Source organism: Thalassospira sp. SN3W (assembly GCF_038070535.1).
GTDB classification, from domain to species: domain Bacteria; phylum Pseudomonadota; class Alphaproteobacteria; order Rhodospirillales; family Thalassospiraceae; genus Thalassospira; species Thalassospira xiamenensis.
In genome coordinates this window covers 1687063-1712256 of record NZ_CP121124.1, presented here as the reverse complement: position 1 = coordinate 1712256, position 25194 = coordinate 1687063, and the positions used below count along the sequence as shown (strand labels likewise).

Below are 25194 nucleotides of genomic sequence, written 5' to 3'. Positions count from 1 at the left end.
CATATAACTTGCATGGTGGGTGCTTTTAAGATTTATTGAAGCGCGGCAAGTTAGTCTGCACATGCGTTCATCTCAGAAATGTAGGCGTATTTTAAAGTGCCGTATGCATCCGATATCCCGGTGCAAACACCAGCCGGGCCGAGGTAATGCCTTTTTCCCCTTCCCAGGTCGTGCGCTCGATCAGGAACAGCGGTTCATTCTTTTGCGTGCGCAGGATTTCGGCTTCGTTTTCGGAAGCCAGCACGGCGGAAAATGAAATGTCGCCCTTGGTGTAGGGGGCATGAAGCACCAGCCATTCATTGGCACTGATTTTGGACAGATCAGCATCAACAATTTCCGGCGTCGCGGCGACCGAGACCCAGCGTTCCTCAAACATATAGGGCTTGCCATCCGCCAGATGCAGCGACGTGATATGCAACATGTCGCTGTCAGGTGTTACACCCAGATTGGCGCAGATTTCCGGCGGCGGGCTGCGGCGTTCGCGAAACAGCAGGGCATAGGCGTATTTCTGGCCGCGGCCCTCGATCTCCAGCCGTATGACCGGGATGTCAAGCCGCGCGCGCCGCACCGGATGAGTCGCGACGCGTGTTCCGGCCTTGCGGCGGCGGTCAAGGAAGCCCTCGGTGGCAAGTTCGCGAAGCGCCCGGTTGACGGTCGCGCGCGCGCAGCCCAGTTCCTCGGCCAGTTCGACTTCCTTGGGGATCTGGTCGCCCGGTTTCCATTCACGGGTGTGAATGCGGCGCAGGACCTCGTCATGGACCGATTGCCAGTTTGTCAGTTCCGTGGTGGTGCTCACACCGCTTCCTTGAGTTGTTCCATCACCTTGCGATACCGGTCGGTGATCGTATCATGTGCGATATGGCGGCCCTCGGTCACGACATGGCGACCGGCCGACCAGACATCACGCACCATGCGATCATCTCCGGCAAAGACATATGTATCGAGGATCGTATCGCCTGTCCGACCGATAAGGTCAACTGCCGCGCCATCAAGCGCCATCAGATCGGCCAGTGCGCCAACCTCGATCCGGCCTGCATCGCGGCCTGCGGCCTGTGCGCCGCCTTTGGCAACCGCATCGAACAACCGGCGGGCGGTGGATTTTTCCGGGGTGGCAAGGGCGGCACGCGATTTATCGCGCAGACGCTGGCTGTATTCCAGCGTGCGGAGTTCTTCGGAAAGTGAAATGCGAATGTTGGAATCCGATCCGACACCGATATTTCCACCCGCATTCAGATAGCGCACACCATCAAAGATACCATCGCCAAGGCTGCTTTCGGTGATCGGGCAAAGCCCGGCAACAGCCCCGGTTCTGGCAAGGCCAAGCGTTTCGTGTTCCTGCATTTGCGTGCAATGGATCAGGCACCAGTTTTCATCGACATCGGCATGTTCAAGCAGCCATTCGACCGGGCGCTTGCCCCAGGATGCCGCGACTTCCTCGACCTCGGCGACCTGTTCGGCCAGATGCATGTGAACCGGACCGTCCTTTGACAGCCGCGTGGTGGCAATCAGGTCCTCGCGACCAACGGCGCGCAGCGAATGGGGGGCCACCCCCATGCGTGTGTCGGACGGCAGGGATTTCAACGCCTTTTCGCTTTCCTCATACAATTTGGCAAAGCGTTCCGGATCATTGCCAAACCGGATTTGCCCCGCGCCCAGCGGGCGTTTGTCGCAACCGCCGAATTGGTAATGCACGGGCAGAAGCGTCAGGCCGATACCGGTGATGTTTGCCGCCGCCGCAATGCGTTCGGCCATCTCGGCGATATTGTCATAGGGAACGCCGCCCGGTTGATGGTGCAGGTAATGGAACTCGGTATTGTTGGCGTATCCGGCTTCGAGCATTTCCATTTGCACAAAGGCCGCAATGTCCTGCACGTGATCCGGGGTGAGCTGATCCAGGAAGCGGAACATCAATTGTCGCCATGTCCAGAAGGTATCACGGGGATCGGGGCCGCGTTTTTCGGTCAGTCCGGCCATCGAACGCTGAAACGCGTGGCTATGCAGGTTTGATATGCCGGGCAGAAGCGTACCAACGCGGTTTCCGGTGGCAGGGGAATCGGCCTGAACCTTTGTGATTCTGCCGCTTTCATCGATCTCGATCAGGACGCTGTTTTCCCAACCTTTGGTGGTAAGTGCCTGATTTGCCCAGAGAACCGTCATTGCTTCTACCCGTCTTGACAGTGATATTATGTACGTACATATTATATTTAATAACAGACTTATCAAGGGTGAGCTTTACATGCTTTTGGGGAATGCGAAAATTGTCGCGATCGATAAAGCGCCGGGCGAAAATCAATTATCATATTGTATGATTGATAAGGGCGCGGTCGCGATTGAAGGCGAAAAGATCGTCTGGGTCGGCGATGCCGATGCGATCCCCGAAGACTATAAAGACAGCAAAAAATTCCCCTATCGCGATCTTGAAGGCCGTCTGATCACCCCGGCCCTGATCGATTGCCATACCCATGTCGTGCATGGCGGCAATCGCGCGGTTGAGTTCGAAATGCGCCTGCAAGGGGCAAGTTACGAGGAAATCGCCCGTGCGGGCGGTGGTATTGTCTCAACCGTAAGCGCAACCCGCGCCGCCAGTGTCGATGAATTGCTGGCAAGTGCCTTGCCCCGGGTCGATGCGCTGCTAGCCGAGGGTGTTTGCGTGATCGAGGTCAAATCCGGTTACGGGCTGGACCGCAACACGGAACTGAACATGTTGCGCGCCGCACGTGCGATTGAAAAACATCGCCCGGTTCGAATCAAAACGACCTTCCTTGGTGCCCACGCTACCCCGGCGGAATTCAAGGGGGAAGCGGATCGTTATATAGACGAGGTCTGCATCCCGACATTGCGCGCCGCCCATGCCGAAGGGCTGGTCGATGCGGTTGACGGTTTCTGCGAAGGCATCGCTTTTGACACGGCACAGATTGCCCGTGTGTTCGATGTTGCCCGCGCGCTTGGCATCCCGGTCAAACTGCATGCCGAACAGCTTTCAAATATCGGCGGCACCAAACTGGCCGCGAGCTATGGCGCATTGTCGGTCGATCATGTCGAATATGCTAACGAAGAAGACGCGATGGCGATGGCCAAATCCGGCTCGGTCGCGGTTCTGTTGCCCGGTGCATTTTATACCCTGCATGAAAAACAGTTGCCGCCCGTCGCGGCCTTTCGAAAGCATGGCGTTCCGATGGCGGTTGCTACCGATTGCAATCCGGGCACATCGCCGCTGATGTCGATCCTGCTCACGATGAATATGTCCTGCACATTATTCCGCCTGACCCCCGAAGAAGCCTTGGTCGGCGCAACCGCCCATGCCGCCCGTGCGCTGGGGCTTTCCGATACCGGGCAGGTCAGGGCAGGGATGCGGGCTGATCTGGCGATCTGGAATGTGTCGCACCCGGCCGAACTTTCATATCGCATCGGGTTCAACCCGCTGTTTGAACGTATTTTCGGCGGGGTTCCGGTCGCGCACTAAGCGTATCGAAGCCCTGCCCACGCGCCCCGTAACCTGTATTCGACAAGGATGCAAAATGACCGTCACCCTGATCCCTGCTTCGGTGAAACTGGCCGATCTTGAACATATCTGGCGCAGTCAGGCCGCCGTGAAGCTGGACCCGTCGGCCAAGGCCGGGGTCGAGGCCGCCCATGCGATGGTCCGTGCCGCCGCCGACGGCAGCGATGCGGTTTACGGGGTCAATACCGGTTTTGGCAAACTGGCATCGGTCAAGATTGCGGCCAAGGATACCGAAACCCTGCAACGCAACCTGATCCTCAGCCATTGCTGCGGTGTCGGGGATGCGCTTGATATTCCGACCACGCGTTTGATGATGGCGTTGAAATTGCTGTCGCTGGGGCGGGGGGCATCGGGGGTGCGCTGGGACATTATCAACCTGATCGAGGGCATGTTGGAACATGGTGTAACCCCTGTTGTCCCGTCACAGGGCTCGGTCGGGGCGTCGGGCGATCTGGCGCCGCTCGCCCATATGACGGCGGTTATGATCGGTGCAGGCGAAGCGGTCTATCGCGGTGAAACCATGGCCGGTGCGGATGCCCTGAAAAAGGCCGGTCTGACGCCCGTGGTCCTTGGCCCGAAAGAGGGGCTTGCCCTGATTAACGGCACACAGTTTTCAACCGCATGCGCGCTGGTCGGGCTGTTTTCGGCGTGGCGCAACGCGGCAAGCTCGATTGTCACCGCCTCGCTCTCGACCGATGCGATCATGGGATCGACAGCCCCACTGGTTGATGAAATCCATACGCTGCGTGGTCATCCGGGGCAGATCAATGTCGCGCGGTCGATGCGCGCATTGATGGACGGATCGGAAATCCGCGAAAGCCATCGCGAGGGCGATACCCGCGTTCAGGACCCCTATTGCATTCGCTGCCAGCCGCAGGTGACCGGGGCGGCAATGGATTTGCTGCGCTTCGCCGGGCAGACGCTGGAGATCGAGGCCAATGCGGTCACCGATAATCCGCTGGTTCTCAAAGAAGACGGTCGCATTGTGTCGGGCGGGAATTTCCATGCCGAACCGGTGGCCTTTGCCGCCGATCAGATTGCCCTTGCTGTTGCCGAGATCGGGGCGATTGCCCAGCGTCGCGTGGCATTGATGGTTGATCCGACACTTTCCCATGATCTGCCGCCGTTCCTGACCCCCGATCCGGGTTTGAATTCCGGCCTGATGATTGCCGAGGTCACGACGGCAGCCCTTATGAGCGAGAACAAGCATCTTGCCAATCCGTGCTCGACCGACAGTACGCCGACCAGCGCCAATCAGGAAGATCATGTATCGATGGCCGCCCACGGTGCACGCCGACTGGCCCGGATGAATGCCAACCTTTCTTATATTCTGGGGGTTGAGCTGATCTGTGCGGCACAGGGCGTTGAATTCCGCCGTCCGCTGAAAACCAGTGCCGGTTTGCAGGATGTTCTGGCGATGGTCCGCAAAGGCATTCCAAGCGTCGAGCAGGACCGTTACATGGCACCTGATCTGGCGAAGGCGGCGGAGCTGGTCACCAACGGCAGCCTTGTTTCGGCGGCGAAACTTTCGGGTTTTGTGTTGGGGGGCAACGCATGACCAAGAGCAATCCGGTTGAAGTCAGGCACGGCGATGGTCCCATCGTTCTGGGATTGCCCCATACGGGGACCTATGTTCCAGACGACATTGCCGCAAAACTGAATGATCGCGGGCGCGAACTTGCCGATACGGATTGGCATATCCACACGCTTTATGACGGGCTTCTCGATAATGTCACGACGGTTCGGGCAACGTTCCATCGTTACGTGATCGATGCCAATCGCGACCCAGCAGGGGTCAGTTTGTATCCCGGTCAGAACACCACGACCTTGGTGCCGTTGACTGATTTTGATGGTGAAAACATCTGGGATCAGGCACCTGACGAGGATGATATCGCATTTCGCGCCCATCATTTTCACAGCGCCTATCATCAGGCATTGGCAGGCGAGCTTGACCGGGTGCGCGAAAAGCACGGGGTTGTGATCCTCTATGATTGTCATTCGATCCGGTCGCACATCCCGTTCCTGTTTGACGGAAAGCTTCCCGATTTCAATATCGGCACCAATCTGGGTACGACCTGCGATCCGGTGATTGAAGCAGCAACGCGCGATATCTGTGGGGCGGCGAAGGATTACACCAGCATCGTTAATGGCCGTTTCAAAGGCGGCTGGACCACGCGCCATTACGGTCGCCCGGATATCAACCAGCACGCCATTCAAATGGAACTGGCGCAATCGACCTATCTTCAGGCCGAGGCAGCACCCTGGGCCTATGACGAAAGCCGTGCCGCAAAACTGCGCACGCATCTGACTTCCATTCTTGAAAAATTGGCCGAACTGGCCCCGACGTTAAGAGGCAAATCATGAGCAACAATCCGCGGCATAACCAGCGCGACGTCTATCCGGCAACCGGCACGGAAATCACCGCCAAAAGCTGGCTGACCGAAGCACCGATGCGCATGTTGATGAATAACCTGCATCCCGATGTGGCCGAAAATCCGCATGAGCTGGTGGTCTATGGCGGCATTGGCCGTGCGGCACGTACCTGGAAGGATTTTGACCAGATCGTTGCCAGCCTGAAGGAACTGGAAGATGACCAGACTCTTTTGGTGCAGTCGGGCAAGCCGGTGGGCGTGTTTCGCACCCACAAGGATGCACCGCGTGTTTTGATTGCGAACTCCAACCTTGTGCCGCATTGGGCCAATTGGGATCATTTCAACGAACTCGATAAAAAAGGTCTGGCGATGTATGGCCAGATGACGGCGGGGTCGTGGATTTATATCGGATCACAGGGCATCGTTCAGGGCACCTATGAAACCTTTGTCGAGGCCGGGCGTCAGCACTATGGCGGCAGCCTTAAGGGCAAATGGATCCTGACAGGTGGTCTTGGCGGGATGGGCGGTGCACAGCCATTGGCCGCGGTTATGGCCGGTGCGTGCTGTCTGGCCGTCGAATGCGATGAAACGCGGGCCGATTTCCGCCTTCGGACCCGTTATGTCGATGAAAAAACCCATTCGCTGGACGAGGCATTGGCGATGATTGACCGCTGGACCAAGGCGGGCGAGGCAAAATCGGTTGCCCTGATCGGCAATGCTGCCGACGTGTTCCCGGAACTGGTCAAACGCGGCGTTCGCCCGGATATCGTCACCGATCAGACATCGGCACATGACCCGGTGCATGGTTACCTGCCACAGGGTTGGTCTGTTGCGGAATGGCGCGAAAAGCAGGAATCTGATCCGAAAGCGGTGGCAAAGGCCGCGCGCGCATCGATGCGCGTTCAGGTCGAGGCGATGGTTGCCTTCCACGATGCCGGTATCCCGACGGTCGATTACGGCAACAATATCCGTCAGATGGCCCTCGAAGAAGGATTTGAAAATGCCTTTGCGTTCCCGGGCTTTGTTCCTGCCTATATTCGGCCGCTGTTCTGCAAGGGGATCGGACCGTTCCGCTGGGCTGCACTTTCGGGCGATCCCGAGGATATCTACAAGACGGATCAGAAGGTTAAGGAACTGATCCCGGATGACAAACACCTGCATAACTGGCTGGATATGGCGCGTGAACGCATTGCGTTCCAGGGCTTGCCGGCACGTATTTGCTGGGTCGGTCTGGGGCAGCGGCACCGTCTGGGGCTGGCCTTTAACGAGATGGTCAAAAACGGCGAATTGAAAGCCCCGGTGGTGATCGGTCGCGACCATCTCGACAGTGGTTCGGTCGCAAGCCCGAACCGCGAAACCGAGGCGATGAAAGATGGCTCGGATGCGGTCAGTGACTGGCCGTTGCTTAATGCGCTGCTGAACACGGCATCGGGGGCCACCTGGGTTTCGTTGCATCACGGCGGCGGTGTCGGAATGGGCTTTTCGCAGCATTCCGGCATGGTGATTTGTTGTGACGGCACGGAAGATGCCGCACGCAGGGTCGAACGCGTCCTTTGGAATGATCCGGCAACCGGTGTGATGCGTCATGCCGATGCGGGATATGAAATCGCACTGGATTGCGCACGAGAACACGGGCTTAATCTTCCCGGGATTCTCGGCAAGTAATCTGACAAAAGAAGGGCCGGGGGCAAATGCCCCCGGCCAATCAGGGTTCTTCATCAAGGAGGCTATATAAAATGAAAAGACGTGAATTTCTGACTGCCAGTGTCGCGGGTGCCGGGGCTGCCGCCATGGCGGCAACCTTTGCAACGCCAGCCATTGCACAGGATAAACGCCAATGGAACATGGTAACCGCATGGCCCAAAAACCTGCCTGGGCCGGGTGTTGCCGCACAGAAACTGGCTGATCGCATCACGACCCTTTCGGGTGGCCGGATCGAGGTCAAATTGCATGCTGCCGGTGAACTGGTGCCGGGCAACGGCGTGTTTGATGCGGTTGCCGAAGGGACTGCGGACATTTATCACGCGGTTCCGGCTTATTGGGGATCAAAATCCAAGGGCATTCTTCTGTTCGGGTCGCAGCCGTTTGGCCTGCGTGCAGACGAGCAGGTTGGCTGGCTGACCCATGGTGGCGGTCAGGAACTTTATGACGAAATTTATGGCCAGTTTGGCCTGAAACCGTTCTTGTGCGGGAACTCTGGCCCGCAGTGGGCTGGCTGGTTCCGCAATGAAATCAAATCGGCCGAAGACCTTAAGGGGCTTAAATTCCGTACTACCGGCCTTGCCTCGGAAATGTGTGCCAAGCTTGGCATGGCGGTTCAGGCCATGGGCGGGCGTGACATGTTCCAGGCATTGCAGTCTGGTGCGCTTGATGCAGGCGAGTTCATCGGTCCGTGGTCCGATAGTGCGCTTGGCTTCTATCAGGTTGCCAAGAATTACTATTGGCCCGGTGTGGGCGAGCCGTCCTCGGCCGAGGAATGTGCGGTGAATGCCAAGGCATATGCCGACCTTCCCGACGACCTTAAGGCCGTGGTCAAATTTGCCTGTGACAGCCTTTATAACGAGGTCTGGACCGAGTACGAGACCAAGCATGCGATGGCCCTGAAACAGCTCGTTGCCGAGCAGGAAGTGCATGTGCGCATGTTGCCCGATGATGTGATCGAAGCAATGGGCAAGGCCGCAGCCGAAGTGATTGGCGAGCTTCGCGAAAGCAACGATGCACTGACACGCAAAACGACTGAGAGCTTTGTTGCCTATCGTGATCTTATTGGCGGCTACATGACCTATGCCGATAATGGTCAGATGAATGCGCGCGCCAAGGTCCTTGGCTTCTGATAGAACTGAAGACCGGCGCGGGTTTGCTCGCGCCGGTCTTGTTGTTTCGCGGGGGATTTCATGCAACGCCTTGCTGATGCGCTGGATCAGGTGAACCAGTGGACCGGAATGACCGTGCGGTGGTTTGCACTTCTGATGGTTCTTTTACAGTTTGCCGTGGTTTTGCTGCGCTATGTTTTCGGGTTCAGTTCGATCGCGTTGAATGAAAGCGTGCTTTACCTGCATTCCGGGCTTTTCATGCTGGGCGCGGGTTATACGCTTCTGGTTGATCGACATGTGCGGGTCGATATTTTCTATGCTGCGGCACATGAAACGACCAAGGCCAGGATTGATGCCTTTGGCTATGTCGTGCTTGCGATCCCCTCGATGGCGACATTGCTGTATTGGTCATGGCCGTCGGTGGTTAATTCCGTTTCGATGCTGGAAGGCGCGATTTCGGTGGGGGGGATTCCGGCCGTCTGGTTGCTTAAATCCCTGATTCCGGCCTTTTGTATTCTTTTGATTATTCAGTCGGTTGCCTGTCTTCTGCGGCAAATTATCATTTTGCGGGGGCGTACCGCCTGATGGAATACCTTGATTTATTGATGTTTGCGGCCCTGATGTGCTGCATTTTGCTTGGTTTCCCGGTGTCGTTTTCCATCGCTGGTGTGGCGGTGATTTTTGCCTTTATCGGTTGGGCAACGGACGCGATGAATATTGCGCTGATGGGTGCCCTTGGCCAGCGGGTGTTTGGTGTTCTGACCAATGACGTGCTGATTGCCATTCCGCTTTTCGTCCTCATGGGTGTGGTGCTGGAAAGATCGCGCATTGCCGAAGACTTGCTTCATACCATGGGCCGGGTGTTTGGCCAGTTGCGCGGTGGTCTTGGCATTTCGGTCGTGCTGGTCGGGGCGTTGCTGGCGGCATCGACGGGGATTGTTGGTGCAACCGTGATTGCCATGGGCATGATTGCGCTTCCGACCATGTTGCGTACTGGCTATAACCCGAAAATGGCATCGGGGCTTGTGTGCACGGCGGGGACGCTGGGGCAGATCATTCCGCCGTCTACGCTTTTGATTATCCTGTCTGATGTGATGTCGTCGGCCTATCAGCAGGCACAGTACGAACAGGGCAAGTTCACCATCGAGACCATTTCGGTCGGGCAGATTTTTGCAGGGGCCCTCATCCCCGGTCTGACGCTGGTGGTGATTTATATTGCCTATATCCTGTTGCGTGGTTTTTTCCGGCCAAATGATATGCCGCCGGTCAAAAGTGACGATGGCCGCCCGGATATGGGCGAGGTAATCCGGGCTATCCTGCCGCCGGTTTTGCTGATCATTGCGGTTTTGGGCGCGATCCTTGGTGGTGTCGCCACCCCGACAGAGGCCGCATCGGTCGGCGCGATTGGCGCGATCCTGATGGCCGGTGTGCGGCAGGGAGCAAACCGGAAGCTAGTCCTGGCGGGGACTGCGGCCCTTCTGATCCTTGCTGTTATGGCCGGGATTGCCCCGGTCCGGTTTCAGCGAAATGATCTGACCGGGTTTGATTATGTTCTGGGCGCGGGATATGTCGTTCTGGCGATTGCCGGTATTGCCGCGATTGCCGCGTGCCTGAAACAGGCATGGAAGGCGGACGTTCTGAAATCTGCACTGACATCGACGATGACCGTTACGGCGATGATCTTTGCCACCATCCTGACCGCCAGCATGTTTTCGCTGGTATTTATCGGGTTGGGCGGCGAAGACCATGTGGCGGAAATCCTTGAATCCATGCCCGGTGGCCCGATGGGGGCCCTGTTCTTCTGCATGGCGGTGATTTTCGTTCTGGGCTTCTTCCTTGATTTCGTTGAAATCACGGTGATCCTGCTGCCGCTGATAGCCCCCGGACTGATTATGATGGGCCATGATCCGGTGTGGCTGGCGATCCTGATTGCGATCAATCTTCAGACATCGTTCCTGACCCCGCCATTCGGGTTTTCGTTATTTTATCTGCGCAGTGCCGCGCCTCCGGAAATCACCACCGGACAGATTTATGCCGGTGTGGTGCCGTTCATAGCACTTCAGGTGTTTGGCATTTTCGTAATCTGGTTGTGGCCGTCTTTGGCGCAATGGTTGCCAAGCGTGGTTTTCTGAGCATCTACTCAAAAGCGCCTCGTGATCTTGTCCGAGGCATTTTTGTCGCCTAAAGCGGTAGGGCCCAGTCCTGCCGGACGGTACGGACCACCAGTTTGGAGGTATAGGTCTGGATCGGGATATCGGCGTAGGTTTCGAGGAAGTGATAGATGTAATCGGTATATTCCGTCGCATCGCGGAATTTGGCGATCATCACAAAATCAAAATCACCGGCGATCAGATAGCAATGCTGGATTTCAGGCCGGTTTTTGAGGATCTGCTGCATGCGTTGATCGATATCGGCGCTATCTTTTTCAAGCTTTATCAGAAACATGGCAGTGACCTGAAAGCCGAGTTTCTTTTCATCAAGGATTGCGCAGCGCGCGCGAATGACCCCGTCGCTTTCGAGTTTCTTGATCCGTCGATAACAGCTTGTCGGGGATAGCCCGACGCTGTCGCTAAGCGATTCCAGACTTTGCGTACAGTCTTTCTGGAGCTTCGCCAAAATCTTCAGATCAATCGCATCTGCCATAAATCCTGCAATAGCCCCCTGAAATTGCAAAAACCCCATCACTATTCGCCCAACTTTGCAAAATTTCTCCGTACGGAAGGGCTAAACTTAACACTACCTAAAGTGGAGAAAACTTCAATAAAACTCATGGGGTTATTCGGGGAAGGCGATGATTGTAGCGAAACCGACATGGAATTCTGACGTTAAAAACCTGTTTATCGCGCCTTATTGGATTGCGCCTAACGAGCGAGATGCAGTGGCGCGGGGCTGGGTCGGGTGCATGCGCGGTTATTTCATCGATCTGGATCAGGTGGATTCGGTCAAGGAATGGTCGGTGACGATTTATAATCATCTGGCATCGCGTAGCATGCCATTGACCACCGATCAGACTCAATTCTGGCCGATTGATGCGCTGGAAACCTTTCGGCTTTGGGTTAATCAGGGGTGGCGGGTTGATCAAACGTCCCCCTTCGATCCGGCCGACCGCATACCGCCGCCGGATTTGCCGCAAAAGGTCAAACGTATCCGCGCCGATATCCGGTCGTTAAGTCAGGACGAGCTTGATGCCTATCGTGCCAAGCTTGACGATATCATGCAGATTGGCAATCCGGACCGCGGCGCACCGTGGCAGATATTTGCCTATATCCACACCAACTGGTGCCTGCATTATCAGGAAGCCTTTGCGCTTTGGCATCGGGCGTATCTTCTGTATCTGGAAGAACTGATCGATTTTGCGATCCCCTATTGGGACTGGATGGCACAAGATGCCAGTGTCGATGGTAGCCCCGAAGCAGGCTTGCCCCAAGCGTTTCTGGACGAGGCATATATCCATCCCGGCACCGGCAAGAAGCGCCCCAACCCGTTACGTTATGCTGCGGCCAAGGACGGCAATTCCAAACTGTGTGCGATCGGCAGGATGAGCGGACCGGACTGCAAATACGTCCAGCGTAATCCGTTATTTTACACATCCGGTGATACCGACAGGGCGGAACGCACCAAGTTTTATGCGATGGCGCGGATTTTCCAGCAGCAGGTCGTTGATGCGCTGGAATTCGAAACTTTCAGCACGCCGCAGGGAGTTCCCGGTTACCCGTGGGCTAATATCCCGGCGTTTCACCCGCCGCAGCCCGATAATCTGTATCCTTATCGCGATGTCAATTTTGACGGTCTTTATGAACAGCCCCACGACAATTATCACGGCTGGTTGGGGCCGGATATGGGCGACAATGCCTATACCGCGTTTGATCCGCTGTTCCTGTCCTATCACGCCAATATCGACCGGATGCTTGAAGTCTGGATCCGCAATCATCCCGGCGCGCAATTCACCACCCAGACACCGCTTCAACCGTTTTTGGGCGCAGGTGCGACGGATGTAAGTTATTCCAGCGCGGACCATTGGCGCTATACTTCAATCGGTGAAATGTCGCAGGATAGCCGTCGTATTGGGTATGACTATGGCGAACCTCTTGCCAAACAGTTCACTGGTGACGCGGCGCGCAAGAAATCCCCGACGGCAGTAAAGGCGAAGCCATCCAAACCGGGAAAAATGGCAAAAGAGGCCGGTGTTTCCGCCGATCCGTTTGTCGCAACACGTGCCGAAGCCAAGATCATGGACGATGGTCCATGGGTGGTCTTTGACGATGTTCGTTGTACCCATGACAGTTATCTGATCGATGTTTTCATCAATCAGGCCGACGCGACTCCGAACGACGCGACAAGCTGCAACATGCATTATGTCGGCCGGTTCAGCCGGATCGGCATGGGGCTTGTCGATGATAAAGGACGTTGTGTGACACAGGGTGTGTCACGTGTTCTGAATGCCGGGCCGACCATCTATTCGCTTGATCTTCGCCCCGAAGACAAACCGCAAATTTCCCTTGTTGTGACCCACCTCGATACCGGCCGTGTTGTGACGGCTGACGATTACAAAGCGCTACCCGGCTTTATTCCCCAGCTGGTTTGGGGGGATCCGCGCCAACCGATTATTGGACAGATGGCACCGCGCGGCTGCTGTTCGCTTCATTGATCATAACCGTGACCCAGGAGACCGAAAATGAGCACACCCTTTGCCAGATTTACGTCGCCCGCCCATCAGGCACCCAAGGATTACAAAAAGCTTGGTATGGAAAACGAACTGTCGGCTTTTGAAACCGATTGGAACAATAATGTTGCCGGTTGGACCGAGATGGCGATCATTGGTGATCCGTGGTCGAACCTGAATGATGCACCACGGGCGGATTACTATAACCCGCTGACCGAGGGATTTGGTGAAGCCGGTGACGCAGTCATCAGTTGGACCCCGTTCCCGAACCGCTTGATCGCCTTTCTGACCCCACCCGAGGCATCCAACAACCCGCAACTGCATCGACCATTGACCATGGATGAGGTTATGAGCCTTGCCGATAGTGGCGAGATCACCGTCGATGGCACGCTTTACAAGCTCTATGATCCGAGCGGTTCGGCTCCGATCCTGAAAATCCCGGCCAAACGGTGTCCGGAAATCGATTGGACCGGGGAATATGTTGATTTCTCGCCATCCGGCCCACGTGGCTGGCTTGATGAATATTGTGAATGGTCGATTACCTATGATGCGTCTGGCAGCAAGATGCAAAGCGTCATGTTTACCTGCGAAAACCCGGCCTATTACCTGACGATGTGGCGGATCAATCCCGAGGCGGTCCTTGGCCTTTATCAGATGTATGTTGATCCGGCGGTCAAGCTTGAAGACCTTTATTTGCGTTACACGGTTGATCAGCCGACCGGTAAAAAAGGCGATCCGGTCATGGATCCGACCACCGGACGTCCGGCCTATGACGTGACCAACAAATGGAACCGCGGCACGGTGCGGGTTCCCGGCCAGTCGGGCGGGGCGCTGCATCTGACGTCAGGCCCCAATACGCTGAGTGCTGAAATTTACCTTGCCGCGGCGGCAACCATCCAGCGTCCGGATTTAAGCAGCCGCGATCCGCAAAGCCTGATTTGTTGTGCGCAATACGGTCAGAACTATCGCAATTCCGATCCGCATATCGGTTTCATCGCCAACCGGGCTGCGGCACGTTACCGTATTTCACTGACCGATCCGGTCGGGCTTTATATCCAGCAGCCCCAGAACCTTTCGAACTGGAAGGGGCCGAATGGCGAGGATATCAGCCAGTATTGGAAAATCACCCGCGGCACGGCGGGAACCGGTCCGAACAATTCGGACCAGATACTGCATGCGGTGTTTGATATTCCGCCAAGTGCCGGTTTCACGATCAATGACTGCACGATCAATGGTCAGAAGATTGCTCATATTGGCGATATCGCCAACCAGATGAAAATTGCCCTTTCGGCAACGCAGATGACTCCGAACCAACCGTTGCAGTCACCGATGAAATGCGTTTCAAGCCGCAGCAGCGGCAGTATGCAGCCCTGGCCGGTTCAGTTCGTGCCGATTGATCTGTTTTATGGGGAATCTCCGACCGATCTTCCGGCATTGATGGTACCGGGAACGGTGAACAGCTTTGTTCTGATCGTGCAGGGAGCGGATAAAAACACTACGATCGGCAACGCGCGGATTGAGTTTTCCAACCCCGGGATCAAGGCCAAAGTGACCAAGTTCCTGCCGGATGCATCGGCGATTCCGGGCCAGACCGACGGTGGCGGTACGCAGGGCTTCATTATGGATGTTGCTGTATCGTCATCCGCAAAGCCGGGATCCGTCAGTCTCCGGGTTCTGAACCCGAATGAACCGGCCAATCCATCGGATGCTGATCATCCGTGGGAAAGTGGTTTGGCGGTTATTCCAAGTCATTAACAGGGGCGGGGGGACGCATCCGGGGTGGGGTCAAGATTGTGATCTGCCCCGGATGCTGTTTGCGACAGAGGGAGCCGTTATGATGAACCGATTACATTTGGGGGCAGGCTGTGTGCTTGCGGGGTTTTGTATCCTGGCGATTGCGGGACTTCTTTGGGTGATTGATGTTCCGGCTGGCAGGGCGGATGAAATCAATATCAGCCGGGTGACGGAAATAGCCCAATCGGCACAGCAATGCCCGGATCAACTGGTTTTCGATCCGACAAGCGGGTCGTTCATGACCAGTGACAATCTTTTCCTGCCAACCCAGCAGGGTAACAATTGTTATGCGTGGCAAATGTTCATCGCGATGAACTGGCCGGTCAGCAGTTCATGGCCGGGAACACCATCGGCCGCAGGTGAGCCAGATCAAAACGTTTCGGTGGAAAATTGGGGGGTACCGGAAAATCCGACCTCACCCTTAACCAGCGTACCGGTCTGGGGCAGTTTCAAGGATGCGCAGGCGATCTTCCTGCCTGATGCGGCCAAGCCGACCGATTGGGGCGTGCCGCAAGCCGTGCCGCCGGGATGTAAAAGTGACAAGATGTTGCTGGGCTATCCGGCTGGTTCGGCAAAGATTTTAACAACGCTTTCAAAAAATGCGGTTAATACTGCCCATCGGTTCCATCTTTCAAGTGGTACGCGTGATACCCAGTCCGACGAGATCATGGAAGCCACCGGCGGATGGCTGACCGATCAGAACGGCAATCTGGTGTTTTTCGAACGTAAGGTCGGCAAGGCCGAGTTCGATTACATCATGAACAATACGCTTTATGACGCAGCCGATCAGATGCGGGTCGCAACCAATGCTGATGGTCGACATCCGGCGGGATTGTCCCTGCCAAGTGGCAAGTTCCTGCGTGTTCCACCGACGGAACCGCAAGGTCAGGATGCGCTTGGAGCGTTCGAGATCAAGGCAGCGTGGCGGGTCCTGACAGGGCAAAGCGACATTTATGACCGGTATCTGACATCGGTTGCATGGCTGAAACGTCCTGATACCGGTGAATGCAGCCAAGAAGTTGTCGGTTTGGTCGGGCTTCATATCATTCACAAGACCGATACATTCCCCGATCTGATCTGGGCAACCTTCGAGCAGGTCGACAATGTGCCCGACGGGCAGGCAACTTTACCGCCTGGCGGATATTCCTTTAACAACCCGAATTGTACCGGACCGGATTGCAAACCCAATCAGCCGCGCATTGACTGTAACGATCAGAACCAGTGCAAGGACCTTTATCCCCGCGATCAGCCCGTACAGGTTACGCGCGAACAGGCCCTAACCACCGAAATGGATACGCTAAATGCCGGTGTTGCCCAAAAGATCGCATCGCAAACCGGCGGGAAATCGGTGTTTCAGTATTACAAGCTGGTCAATGTGTTGTGGGATGGCAGCCCAAGTCCCCCGGTCATGGAGCCCGGTGCGAATGCATCAATACCGCTGCGCTATGGCACCTTTGAGTCCGAGGGTAATCTGAAAGTCGCCAATACAACCATGGAAACCTACATCCAGGATCAATCCTGCGATTTTTGTCATGCCAATGCGACGATTGCTGGCAGCGATACGCTGGCATCGGATTTCTCATTCATTTTCCGCGATGCCGGATCGGCGAAAAACCCGTCACTGGTGGATGAGGTAAAACAATTCATGGAGCAGGCACAATGATCGGACCTCTTGTCTTCAGGAAACCGGCGATAATGATCGCGGTTGCCGTTACCATTACCATGTTTTCTGGTTTGGTGGAGATGGCGAAGGCCCATCCGCCGATGGGTGAAATGAGCCATACCAGTAATGGGGCCGAAGCCGATGCACCGGGCAATCACGGTATGTTTATGGTTGGATCGGAAACGCTGTTTTTGTTGCATATGCCGATGTTTACGCAGGAAAAGCATATGTACCAGATGGTTCTGCGCGCACGTCTGACGGATGATGCGATGGCGCAGTACCGTAAATTGCGCGCAGCCAATCCTGATAAGCCCTATAACCTGATCAATGTCGATGATGACAAATTCACCCTGCCCGATATCAAATCAGGCAGGGTGACCAGCTTTACCGCGACAGTCTATGACGGTTATTCCAATGCAGGCGGCGGGACACCGGGACCGGTATTACTGGATAATGTCGCGGTCGAGATCGAGGATGTCGTTATTTTCCGGCATTTCAATTTCGGGATCGATCAACCGGCCGAGCTTGTCTATTACCTGTTTGGCTATGGGGATGAGGCGCATCTGACGCATTACATCGCTCGCGATCCTGATTTTCAGAATATTCTGACATTGCCGTCGCCGCCCGATGAGTTTTCGCAAACCCAGATCGAAGCGGGGCTTGAACTTGATTTTCCCGGGATACCAACCCAACCATTGGGGTGCAGTTCACCGCTGCAAGCCAAGGTTTATGACACCCTGTTTCAGGGGAGAGAGGATGCACCGGTACGCCTTGATCTGAGCCAGGGCGTGCATGATATCTGGTATTCGACCGGCAATCTTCTGAATGCCAAGGATCCGTGCCCGGAATAAGGGGTCGGAATAGGGTGATCGGATTGCTGATGCGCAAACGGACGGATGGGAACCATCCGTCCGTTTGCAGTTGCGGGGTGGGCAAGGCTGCCTTCCAGGCGGTTTGTCAGGCCGCGCGCCTGTGTTTGCCTTCGCTAACTTCCTCGACGATCTTGGAAACAAAGGCATCAAGATCGTTGGGATTGCGCGACGTGATGATGGCCTGATCGCAGACCACCGGTTCGTCGCGCCAGACTGCACCGGCATTTAGCAAGTCGGTTTTGATCGAACTGTATGAGGTTGCTGCGCGTCCGCGCAGGGCACCGGCTTCAACCAGAAGCCATGGGCCGTGGCAAATCGCCGCAACCGGTTTGCCTGACGCGACAAATTCACGAACCAGACTGACGGATGCCTCGTCATTGCGCAGAAGATCGGGGTTGATCTGACCGCCGGGGATAACCAGCGCGTCATAATCGTCGATATCGACATTTTTGACTTCGATATCGACCTCGACGGTGTCGCCCCAGTCCTTTTTATCCCAGCTTTTGATCGGGGATGATTTGGGCGATGCGATTTTGACATCGGCCCCGTGGGTCGACAGCTTATCAAGTGGAACACGAAGTTCCGAACGTTCATAGCCATCGGTGGCGAGAATAAGAATCTTTGCGGTATCAATCGCAGGCATAACGTCTCTCCTTTCATTGATGTCGAGCGTTACACCTCACCAACGGCTGTGATTTCAAAACGTTCCAGAATTTCTTGTGGCAATTTTATGCCCATCTGCATGCTGCGCGGTGACGCCGGGCTTTGTTGACATCACGGGGGCGCAAACTAGTTTTCAGGTAGGTTCGATTTCCGATGCGAAGGATAGAGGCAGGATATGGCACGCATTTTCATTATCGGCGTCACGGGTGGGATCGGGCATCGTCTGGCACCGCTTTTACTGGCAAATGGGCATCAGGTTACGGGCCTGCATCGCAAACCCGAACAGGCCGACAACCTCAGGAATGCGGGGATTACGCCGGTTCTCGGTGACTTGATGGAACTGACGGCAGAAACGCTCGCCCCTTTGATCCGGGGCCACGACATTGTTGTTTTTTCATCCGGGGCGGCAGGAAGCGGCCTTGACCGGACCACGCGGATTGACGGCGACGGACCGGGGCATGTGGTGGCCGCGATGAAGCAGGAAGGCATTTCGCGGCTTTATCTTGTTTCTGCCTTCCCCGAAGCCGGGCGCGGCAAAGACCCCAACCCGCGGTTTGAACATTACATGACCGAGAAAAAGCGCGCCGATGCGGATGTTGCGGCATCCGATGCCGATTGGGTGATCCTCCGGCCGGGAACATTGTTGCATGAAGATCAGGACGGGCGCGTGAACGCCGGATTTGCCATCCCTTACGGCACGGTCAAGCGTGGCAATGTTGCGCAGTTTCTGGCCAAATTGATCGAAACCCCGGAAATCCGGCGGGAGATTCTTGAACTGACCGATGGGGGAACGGAGATTTCCGAGGCGGTAAATCGGATCGTCCGGAAATAGGTTGGCTTCGTCTTTATGCTTCCGGGTTTTCGGTTGTTCTGTTGTGGCGGCTTCGGCTAGGGTCGGCAAACCGTCAATTTCAAACACCGGAATATCATGCAGATCGACCTTGCCAGCTTTGTCTCACAGTCTGATCGTGACCTGGAAAATCACATGCGTATCAGTGACTTTATCGCAGGTGAACCCAAGGCATTTGAAAATGATCCGGTAACGTCACATGTCACGGGATCGGCTTTTGTCGTGAATTCGGAACGCAGTCATGTGGTGCTGACCCATCACCGGAAGCTTAAACGCTGGCTTCAGCTTGGCGGGCATTGTGATGGAGTGCGCGACGTATTGTTTGTCGCCCAGCGCGAAGCCTATGAGGAAAGCGGTCTTTCGTGGATACGGCCCTTGTCGTCAGCGATATTTGATATCGATATCCACGAAATTCCCGAAAATGCCAAGGGGCCTGCACATCTGCATTATGACATGCGGTTCCTATTCGAGGCCGATATGCGCGATCCGCTTAAAATCACCGATGAATCCGATGATCTGGCATGGGTGGCTTTGGACCGCCTCGAAGATTACACCGACGAGCATTCGGTTCTGGTGATGCGCGACAAGCTTCGGGCTTTTGCCCAAGGTTAACGGACCGGATAATTACAGCCGCGACATTGCCGGGTCATCCTTGTTGGTGCGGGCATCGTTGCGGTCAAGCTGATAGCTTTCATGAACCTTTGCCATGCCCGCAATGCGGCCTTCGGCCACTTGTGCGTGCAGCATGTCGATATCACGACGGCGAAATTCATCAGCAATCTGATCAATCACATCCTGTTCGGTTTCAAGCATTGAAAGCCCGTGTCGTGCCATGGAAACACCCGTATCAAAGGTTTCGCGATAAAGCTGTTCCACGCCAAGCCCGATTTCCATCAGATCAAGTGCATGGTTGCGGTCATAAACGCGCACCAGCAGTTTCGATTTGGGAAACAGTTCGCTGATATATTTGGCGGCCTGTGTGGTCGCGTCACGATCATTTATACACAGACAGATCAGATCGGCATTCGCCGCCCCGGCGGTGGCAAGAACATCACTTCTCCGGACATCACCGAAATAGACCTTGTTGCCATAGAGGCTGGCCATCTGAATACGTTTCGGGTCGTTGTCGATTGCGGTGGCATTGATGCCGCGGGCTGCCATAACACGTGAAATGATCTGTCCGAAACGGCCAAAGCCGACAATGACCACTGATTGCAGTTCAGCTGTTTCAACGCCATCGACATCGGGCTGATCATCCTTGCGAAGCTTGGCCGACAGTTTTTCGGCAATCGCACCGACAAGCGGGGTGGCAGCCATCGAAAGGGTGACGATGGCGGTCAGAAGGTTGGCGCGTGTGGAGCTGATGACCGCAAGCGATGTCGCCAGACTAAACAGGACAAAGGCAAATTCGCCGCCCTGCGGGATGGTGACCGCAGTCCGCCATGCGGTTGCGTGACATTTGCCAAATATCCGGGCCAGTCCATAAACGACGATCCCCTTGATTGCCATCAGACCAGCAACCGATGCCAGGACGATCCCGATATTATCCGCGACAAGCGGCCAGTTGACCGACATGCCGACCGCGATGAAAAACAGACCGAGCAGAATGCCGCGAAACGGTTCGATATCGGTTTCAAGTTGGTGGCGATATTCGGAATCCGCCAACATGACACCGACCAGAAATGCGCCAAGTGCCATAGAAAGCCCGACGGCCTGCATCAAAAGAGCCGCGCCAATCACGAGCAGCAGTGCTGCGGATGTGAAGATTTCCTGCGCGCGGGTCAGGGCGATGATGCGGAAAAACGGATTGAGCAGATATTTCCCAGCCCCGATGACCAACGCAATTGCACCGATGGTTTTGGCGATATAAATCCAGTCGGTACCGGCTTCGTCGCCGTCACTTATCGGGCTGAGCCACGCGACAAGCGCGATTAGTGGTACGATAGCAAGATCCTGAAACAGCAGGATTGAAAAGGCTGTGTTGCCATGGTCGCTGTTAAGCGTGCCCTTTTCTTCAAGGATTTGAAGGGCAAACGCGGTTGAGGACAAGGACAGGGCAAGGGCGGCAATCATCGCCTGCTGCCATGGCCAGTCAAATGCAATCAGGGCGGCGTAAAGAAGGGCGGCGGTGATGGCCACCTGCGCCATCCCCAGCCCGAAAATCTCGCTTTTCATTGCCCACAGGCGTTGGGGGCGCAATTCAAGACCGATAATAAACAGCAGAAGAACAACGCCAAATTCGGCGAAATGCAAAACTTCTTCCGGTTCCGCAATCATGGCAAGGCCAAACGGCCCGATCAGTGCCCCAGCGCACAGATAACCCAGCACGGAACCCAGGCGAAGTTTCTTGAAGATCGGTACTGCAACCACGGCCGCACCGAGGAAAAGAACCGCCGTATGCAGAAAGCCGCCTTCAATTGTCGCCATGTTTTGCCACGTCCCTATGATGATGCAGGTACCTGATTTGTGCCTTACCGTGCAGTTTAGCGGGCAATAAGAAACACGACACACAAAAGTTGTGCGCGCATTTTCGTATTTCACATCGAAGAAGGGAAGTTTTTTGCAGCTTTTGGTATCGCTGCGGCCCGCAGGCTGCAAAGTGGCAGAGAGGAGGGGATTCGAACCCCTGAGGGGCTTACACCCCAACACGCTTTCCAGGCGTGCGCCTTAAACCACTCGGCCACCTCTCCACATGCGATCTTGTATATATCGCGAAAGCGGGCGGACATTAGCCGACCCGATCCCGGTTGACAAGGCAAAATCCCTTACTTTTTGATGTTTGTTCTGGTCACTATCCAAACAGCGAACAAATGCCATTTTTACAATCACTTGACGGATAAAGTTGTAGCAATTTGTCCAATATTTACTTCTTGTTGATTAATCGCCTCTAAGGTTTCAGGCTATGGTTCCAGATGTACCGGGACGATAGGGTGATTCGCAGCAACCTTTATGCTGACGGGGCAAAGCCGTCGGCATGTCTGTGATGATAACGAAAAGTTCAGACCGGGAATTCGGAGACGGCTATGTGGCTTTTCAGAGCGTTGGGATGGATATTGCTGTTTTCCAGTCTTGCTGTACTGGTCGGTGATGGCATTACCTCGCTTCAGACGGGAACGTTCCGCTTTGTCGCGGCAGGGGAGCTCTGGTATCGGTTGGATGCCGGAAGCCTGAACCTGTTGCAGTCCGTGATTCAGCGCTATATCTCGGCCTGGATTTGGGACAATGCGTTTGTGCCCGTGCTATTGGCCCCGGCGTTTGTCATATTGCTGGTGCCCGGAATACTTCTTTTGCTGGTGACGCGAAAACGCAGGCGTCAGAAGTTTTTCTAAGCCGTTCCTGTCTGTATTCCACCGTTTTCAATACCGTATCTGTCTTTCGCTTGTCTGATCGCTGCGTGCACGGCACACTGTGCGTGATCGGGCAGGATCATAGGATGGAAGACAGCGATGAAAGCATGGATATGCGAGGCTTTCGGCGAAGCGCCGATGCTGATCGACTGCGAAGAACCGATCGCACAAGCCCATCAAATCATCATCGATATTGCCGCCTGTGGCGTTAATTTTGCCGATACCCTGATTCTTGAGGGAAAATATCAGAAACGCCCGACTGGTCCGTTTGCGCCGGGGTTTGAAATTGCCGGGACCGTTTCTGCAATTGGGACGGACGTCCAGGGTTTTACCATTGGTGATCGGGTCATGGCCCTGCCTGACTGGGGTGGATATGCCGGTCGGATTTCAGTTGATGCCAGACTGGTGACGGGGTTGCCCGACAATGTTGAATTCAATGTGGCGGCTGCATTCCAGATTGCTTATGGAACGTCATGGTTTGGTTTGAAGTATCGCGCCAATTTGCTGCCGGGTGAAGTGGTTCTGGTTCATGGGGCTGCCGGGGGTGTTGGCCTGACGGCGGTGGAATGCGCCAAACTTCTGGGCGCGACCGTGATCGCAACCGCGGGTGGGGCTGATAAATGTGCCATCGCCAAAGCGCATGGTGCGGATCATGTAATTGACTACAAATCCGAAAGCATACGGGCCCGGGTAAAGGAAATCTGTGCCCGCATCGGGCGAATAGGTGTCGACTTGGTTTATGATCCGGTCGGGGGCGATGTGTTTGATCATAGCCTGCGCTGTGTTGCGCCGGGAGGGCGCATCCTTCTGATCGGATTTGCCAGCGGATCGGTGCCACAAATTCCTGCCAATATCCTTCTGGTCAAGAATGTTGCTGCACTGGGCTTTTATTTCGGGGCTTATCTTGAACAGAACCCCGATATCGCAAAGGCTGGCATGGCCGAGCTTTTGGAGCTGCTGTCGTCTGGGGAAATATCGCCATTGGTGTCTGCGACATATCCGCTGATAAACGCGATGGAGGCACTTGCGGCGCTCCGTAACCGGACGGCAACAGGGAAGCTTGTGATCCGGTGTCGGGAATGAGTGCGTCCCAAGGTGATTATTCTATTAATCAAATCCTTGAAATTTTATAGGATGTTGCCGTCCCTGATAGAATTACTGCTTGCGGGCTTGTTTTCGGGCTTGCCACCGCACCTGTTGATCCATTGGAATTTATAGATGTCCGAAATCCGGAAAAAGCCAGACGCGCCGCAACCGTCCGACAAAACACGGGCGCAATATGAAACATTTCCTTATCCGGCGCGTGACCCGAAAGATGAGGACAAGCGTCTTGTCGTAGGGTCCCCCGGCAATTGGGACGAAGTGGTTCATTTCGTGTTTGGCGGCCGCGATCCATCGGCTGATGGCAAAAAGATAAAAGTTCTTGTTGCCGGGGGCGGCTCCGGAGATGCGTTGGTGATGCTCGCGCAGCAGGCGCGTGATCGCAAGGCCAAGGTCGAGATTGTTTATATCGATCTTTCGGAAAGCTCGCGCAAGATCGCTGAGGCCCGGATCAAGCGCCGTAATCTTGAAAAGAGTGTCAAATTCGTTACCGGGTCGTTCGTTGATCTGGCCGGGAAATATGGGCCGTTTGACTATATTGATTGCTGCGGGGTGCTTCATCATCTGCCTGATCCGGACGCCGGTTTAAAGGCGTTGGCAGATGCGCTTAAACCCAGGGGCGGTATGGGTTTGATGGTGTATGGCGAACTTGGCCGGATCGGCGTCTACCATATGCAGGAAATGATGGAACGCCTCTCGGCCGAGGCGGGTGGGCGCAAACGGCTTAACCTTGGCAAGGCATTGTTCGATTCACTGCCGGGTACAAACTGGTTGAAGCGTAACCCGTTTGTGAATGACCATATCCAAGGGGGCGATTCCGGATTTTACGATCTGCTTTTGCATCAGCAGGATCGGGCCTATCGCGTGGACGAGGTTTTTGATTTTGTCGAGAAGGCCGGTTTGCGGCTTCAGCAATTCATTGAACCGATGCGCTATGATCCGACGACCTATTGTTCGCGCCACGACGTTCTGGACAAGGCCGTGCATGTGCCGTTTCGCAAGCGCGCGGCATTGGCTGAATTGATGGCGGGCAATATTACCAAGCATCTGTTTTATGTGGTCAAATCGGATAACAAGATCAAGCCGCCGGTCCCGGATCGTCATGCGGTGCCGTTTTTTGTGCGTATTGACGGAGCTGCTTTGGCCCGCTCTGTCGCGAAGACCGGCCATATCAAGATCAATTTTACGGGATTGTCGGTAACGCGCAGTCTTCCGCCTGCAAGCCCGGGGATTCTGTCACGCATCGATGGCAAACGCACGGTTGGCCAGATTTACGAGCTGTTTGAGCCAAGCCCAGATAAATATGAATTCGATGCCCAGTTCGCAGTGATGTATTCGGTGCTGAACGCCGCGAACCTGATGTATCTGCATCCATCAAAATAATCCGTCTTGCAGATCCGATCAGGCAAAAGAAATGCCGACCATCGGGGGATGGCCGGCAATCAGGGACACAAAACCGTCAATAGCGGGTGCGGGTCTCGGTTTTGCGTGTCGGGAGGCTGAAGACGCTTGTCAGCGCTTCAATAACCTGCAGAGGGAAAGAAAGTGGCCCCT

The 25194-nt window shown here is 55.4% G+C and carries 21 protein-coding genes and 1 tRNA gene; 16 read left to right on the top strand and 6 right to left on the bottom strand.

What is annotated here, in order from left to right; genetic code table 11:
* Positions 1-91: 91 nt before the first annotated feature.
* Complete coding sequence (locus P8T57_RS07605; protein WP_341365060.1) at positions 92-796, bottom strand: GntR family transcriptional regulator; 705 nt, start codon at positions 794-796, stop codon at positions 92-94.
* Positions 793-2157 carry a formimidoylglutamate deiminase gene (locus P8T57_RS07600; RefSeq protein ID WP_341365059.1) on the bottom strand — a complete coding sequence of 455 codons (1365 nt, stop codon included), beginning with the start codon at positions 2155-2157 and terminating at the stop codon, positions 793-795. The genes P8T57_RS07605 and P8T57_RS07600 overlap by 4 nt, the downstream gene beginning before the upstream one ends.
* A 79-nt stretch (positions 2158-2236) precedes the next feature.
* Between P8T57_RS07600 and hutI the strand changes: the two genes are divergently transcribed.
* The 7 genes from hutI to P8T57_RS07565 all read left to right on the top strand — a co-directional run bounded on the left by hutI (position 2237) and on the right by P8T57_RS07565 (position 10819).
* On the top strand, positions 2237-3463 hold the full coding sequence (gene hutI / locus P8T57_RS07595) for an imidazolonepropionase (RefSeq protein WP_341365058.1): 1227 nt from the start codon (positions 2237-2239) through the stop codon (positions 3461-3463).
* A gap of 55 nt (positions 3464-3518) precedes the next feature.
* Positions 3519-5060: a histidine ammonia-lyase gene (hutH, locus tag P8T57_RS07590; RefSeq protein WP_341365057.1), complete on the top strand. Its 1542-nt coding sequence runs from the start codon at positions 3519-3521 to the stop codon at positions 5058-5060.
* Positions 5057-5866 (top strand): N-formylglutamate deformylase, encoded by an 810-nt coding sequence (hutG, locus tag P8T57_RS07585; protein WP_341365056.1) that lies wholly within the window; start codon positions 5057-5059, stop codon positions 5864-5866. Before hutH ends, hutG begins: the two co-directional genes overlap by 4 nt.
* Positions 5863-7539, top strand: a complete 1677-nt coding sequence (gene hutU / locus P8T57_RS07580; RefSeq protein WP_063092490.1) for a urocanate hydratase — start codon at positions 5863-5865, stop codon at positions 7537-7539. Before hutG ends, hutU begins: the two co-directional genes overlap by 4 nt.
* A gap of 71 nt (positions 7540-7610) precedes the next feature.
* Positions 7611-8708: a TRAP transporter substrate-binding protein gene (locus P8T57_RS07575; RefSeq protein WP_341365055.1), complete on the top strand. Its 1098-nt coding sequence runs from the start codon at positions 7611-7613 to the stop codon at positions 8706-8708.
* Positions 8709-8768: 60 nt separating this feature from the next.
* A complete protein-coding gene (locus tag P8T57_RS07570) occupies positions 8769-9272 on the top strand; it encodes a TRAP transporter small permease subunit (RefSeq protein ID WP_037987601.1) in 504 nt (167 codons plus the stop codon).
* Positions 9272-10819, top strand: a complete 1548-nt coding sequence (locus P8T57_RS07565) for a TRAP transporter large permease subunit (RefSeq protein ID WP_114095083.1) — start codon at positions 9272-9274, stop codon at positions 10817-10819. Before P8T57_RS07570 ends, P8T57_RS07565 begins: the two co-directional genes overlap by 1 nt.
* 49 nt (positions 10820-10868) lie before the next feature.
* On the opposite strand, the gene P8T57_RS07560 is transcribed toward P8T57_RS07565, so the two are convergent.
* Positions 10869-11369: an Lrp/AsnC family transcriptional regulator gene (locus P8T57_RS07560; RefSeq protein WP_196871093.1), complete on the bottom strand. Its 501-nt coding sequence runs from the start codon at positions 11367-11369 to the stop codon at positions 10869-10871.
* A 109-nt stretch (positions 11370-11478) separates the two neighbouring features.
* Between P8T57_RS07560 and P8T57_RS07555 the strand changes: the two genes are divergently transcribed.
* The 4 genes from P8T57_RS07555 to P8T57_RS07540 all read left to right on the top strand — a co-directional run bounded on the left by P8T57_RS07555 (position 11479) and on the right by P8T57_RS07540 (position 17658).
* Positions 11479-13335: a tyrosinase family protein gene (locus tag P8T57_RS07555; RefSeq protein WP_341365054.1), complete on the top strand. Its 1857-nt coding sequence runs from the start codon at positions 11479-11481 to the stop codon at positions 13333-13335.
* A 27-nt stretch (positions 13336-13362) separates the two neighbouring features.
* Positions 13363-15105 carry a hypothetical protein gene (locus P8T57_RS07550; RefSeq protein WP_114095085.1) on the top strand — a complete coding sequence of 581 codons (1743 nt, stop codon included), beginning with the start codon at positions 13363-13365 and terminating at the stop codon, positions 15103-15105.
* Positions 15106-15184: 79 nt separating this feature from the next.
* The gene (locus tag P8T57_RS07545) at positions 15185-16807 is read left to right on the top strand and encodes a hypothetical protein (protein WP_341365053.1); all 1623 of its coding nucleotides are present in this window, start codon (positions 15185-15187) and stop codon (positions 16805-16807) included.
* 32 nt (positions 16808-16839) lie between these two features.
* Positions 16840-17658, top strand: a complete 819-nt coding sequence (locus P8T57_RS07540) for a hypothetical protein (RefSeq protein ID WP_341365052.1) — start codon at positions 16840-16842, stop codon at positions 17656-17658.
* 106 nt (positions 17659-17764) lie between these two features.
* Here P8T57_RS07540 and P8T57_RS07535 read toward each other — a convergent pair whose 3' ends face one another.
* Positions 17765-18322: a type 1 glutamine amidotransferase domain-containing protein gene (locus tag P8T57_RS07535; RefSeq protein WP_341365051.1), complete on the bottom strand. Its 558-nt coding sequence runs from the start codon at positions 18320-18322 to the stop codon at positions 17765-17767.
* Positions 18323-18517: 195 nt separating this feature from the next.
* Between P8T57_RS07535 and P8T57_RS07530 the strand changes: the two genes are divergently transcribed.
* Entirely contained in the window at positions 18518-19174 is a 657-nt protein-coding gene (locus P8T57_RS07530; RefSeq protein ID WP_341365050.1) for an NAD(P)H-binding protein, read from the top strand.
* Between the two features lie 96 nt (positions 19175-19270).
* The gene (locus P8T57_RS07525) at positions 19271-19804 is read left to right on the top strand and encodes an NUDIX hydrolase (protein ID WP_007088772.1); all 534 of its coding nucleotides are present in this window, start codon (positions 19271-19273) and stop codon (positions 19802-19804) included.
* 12 nt (positions 19805-19816) lie between these two features.
* On the opposite strand, the gene P8T57_RS07520 is transcribed toward P8T57_RS07525, so the two are convergent.
* Positions 19817-21619 carry a monovalent cation:proton antiporter-2 (CPA2) family protein gene (locus P8T57_RS07520; protein ID WP_007088773.1) on the bottom strand — a complete coding sequence of 601 codons (1803 nt, stop codon included), beginning with the start codon at positions 21617-21619 and terminating at the stop codon, positions 19817-19819.
* Positions 21620-21792: 173 nt separating this feature from the next.
* Positions 21793-21882, bottom strand: a tRNA-Ser gene (locus tag P8T57_RS07515).
* 333 nt (positions 21883-22215) lie between these two features.
* On the opposite strand from P8T57_RS07515, the gene P8T57_RS07510 reads away from it, so the two are divergent.
* From P8T57_RS07510 to P8T57_RS07500, 3 genes are all read left to right on the top strand, one after another.
* The gene (locus P8T57_RS07510; RefSeq protein WP_007088774.1) at positions 22216-22521 is read left to right on the top strand and encodes a hypothetical protein; all 306 of its coding nucleotides are present in this window, start codon (positions 22216-22218) and stop codon (positions 22519-22521) included.
* Between the two features lie 117 nt (positions 22522-22638).
* Entirely contained in the window at positions 22639-23622 is a 984-nt protein-coding gene (locus P8T57_RS07505; RefSeq protein WP_063092500.1) for an NADPH:quinone oxidoreductase family protein, read from the top strand.
* A gap of 135 nt (positions 23623-23757) precedes the next feature.
* Complete coding sequence (locus tag P8T57_RS07500; RefSeq protein WP_341365049.1) at positions 23758-25023, top strand: class I SAM-dependent methyltransferase; 1266 nt, start codon at positions 23758-23760, stop codon at positions 25021-25023.
* Positions 25024-25194 lie beyond the last annotated feature (171 nt).

What these genes read in the sequence shown, in the direction of transcription:
- P8T57_RS07600 (WP_341365059.1), bottom strand. Translation starts at nt 2,157, where the DNA reads ATGACGGTTCTCTGGGCAAATCAGGCACTTACCACCAAAGGTTGGGAA.
- hutI (WP_341365058.1), top strand. Translation starts at nt 2,237, where the DNA reads ATGCTTTTGGGGAATGCGAAAATTGTCGCGATCGATAAAGCGCCGGGC.
- hutH (WP_341365057.1), top strand. Translation starts at nt 3,519, where the DNA reads ATGACCGTCACCCTGATCCCTGCTTCGGTGAAACTGGCCGATCTTGAA.
- hutG (WP_341365056.1), top strand. Translation starts at nt 5,057, where the DNA reads ATGACCAAGAGCAATCCGGTTGAAGTCAGGCACGGCGATGGTCCCATC.
- hutU (WP_063092490.1), top strand. Translation starts at nt 5,863, where the DNA reads ATGAGCAACAATCCGCGGCATAACCAGCGCGACGTCTATCCGGCAACC.
- P8T57_RS07575 (WP_341365055.1), top strand. Translation starts at nt 7,611, where the DNA reads ATGAAAAGACGTGAATTTCTGACTGCCAGTGTCGCGGGTGCCGGGGCT.
- P8T57_RS07570 (WP_037987601.1), top strand. Translation starts at nt 8,769, where the DNA reads ATGCAACGCCTTGCTGATGCGCTGGATCAGGTGAACCAGTGGACCGGA.
- P8T57_RS07565 (WP_114095083.1), top strand. Translation starts at nt 9,272, where the DNA reads ATGGAATACCTTGATTTATTGATGTTTGCGGCCCTGATGTGCTGCATT.
- P8T57_RS07560 (WP_196871093.1), bottom strand. Translation starts at nt 11,369, where the DNA reads ATGGGGTTTTTGCAATTTCAGGGGGCTATTGCAGGATTTATGGCAGAT.
- P8T57_RS07555 (WP_341365054.1), top strand. Translation starts at nt 11,479, where the DNA reads ATGATTGTAGCGAAACCGACATGGAATTCTGACGTTAAAAACCTGTTT.
- P8T57_RS07550 (WP_114095085.1), top strand. Translation starts at nt 13,363, where the DNA reads ATGAGCACACCCTTTGCCAGATTTACGTCGCCCGCCCATCAGGCACCC.
- P8T57_RS07545 (WP_341365053.1), top strand. Translation starts at nt 15,185, where the DNA reads ATGATGAACCGATTACATTTGGGGGCAGGCTGTGTGCTTGCGGGGTTT.
- P8T57_RS07540 (WP_341365052.1), top strand. Translation starts at nt 16,840, where the DNA reads ATGATCGCGGTTGCCGTTACCATTACCATGTTTTCTGGTTTGGTGGAG.
- P8T57_RS07535 (WP_341365051.1), bottom strand. Translation starts at nt 18,322, where the DNA reads ATGCCTGCGATTGATACCGCAAAGATTCTTATTCTCGCCACCGATGGC.
- P8T57_RS07530 (WP_341365050.1), top strand. Translation starts at nt 18,518, where the DNA reads ATGGCACGCATTTTCATTATCGGCGTCACGGGTGGGATCGGGCATCGT.
- P8T57_RS07525 (WP_007088772.1), top strand. Translation starts at nt 19,271, where the DNA reads ATGCAGATCGACCTTGCCAGCTTTGTCTCACAGTCTGATCGTGACCTG.
- P8T57_RS07520 (WP_007088773.1), bottom strand. Translation starts at nt 21,619, where the DNA reads ATGGCGACAATTGAAGGCGGCTTTCTGCATACGGCGGTTCTTTTCCTC.
- P8T57_RS07510 (WP_007088774.1), top strand. Translation starts at nt 22,216, where the DNA reads ATGTGGCTTTTCAGAGCGTTGGGATGGATATTGCTGTTTTCCAGTCTT.
- P8T57_RS07505 (WP_063092500.1), top strand. Translation starts at nt 22,639, where the DNA reads ATGAAAGCATGGATATGCGAGGCTTTCGGCGAAGCGCCGATGCTGATC.
- P8T57_RS07500 (WP_341365049.1), top strand. Translation starts at nt 23,758, where the DNA reads ATGTCCGAAATCCGGAAAAAGCCAGACGCGCCGCAACCGTCCGACAAA.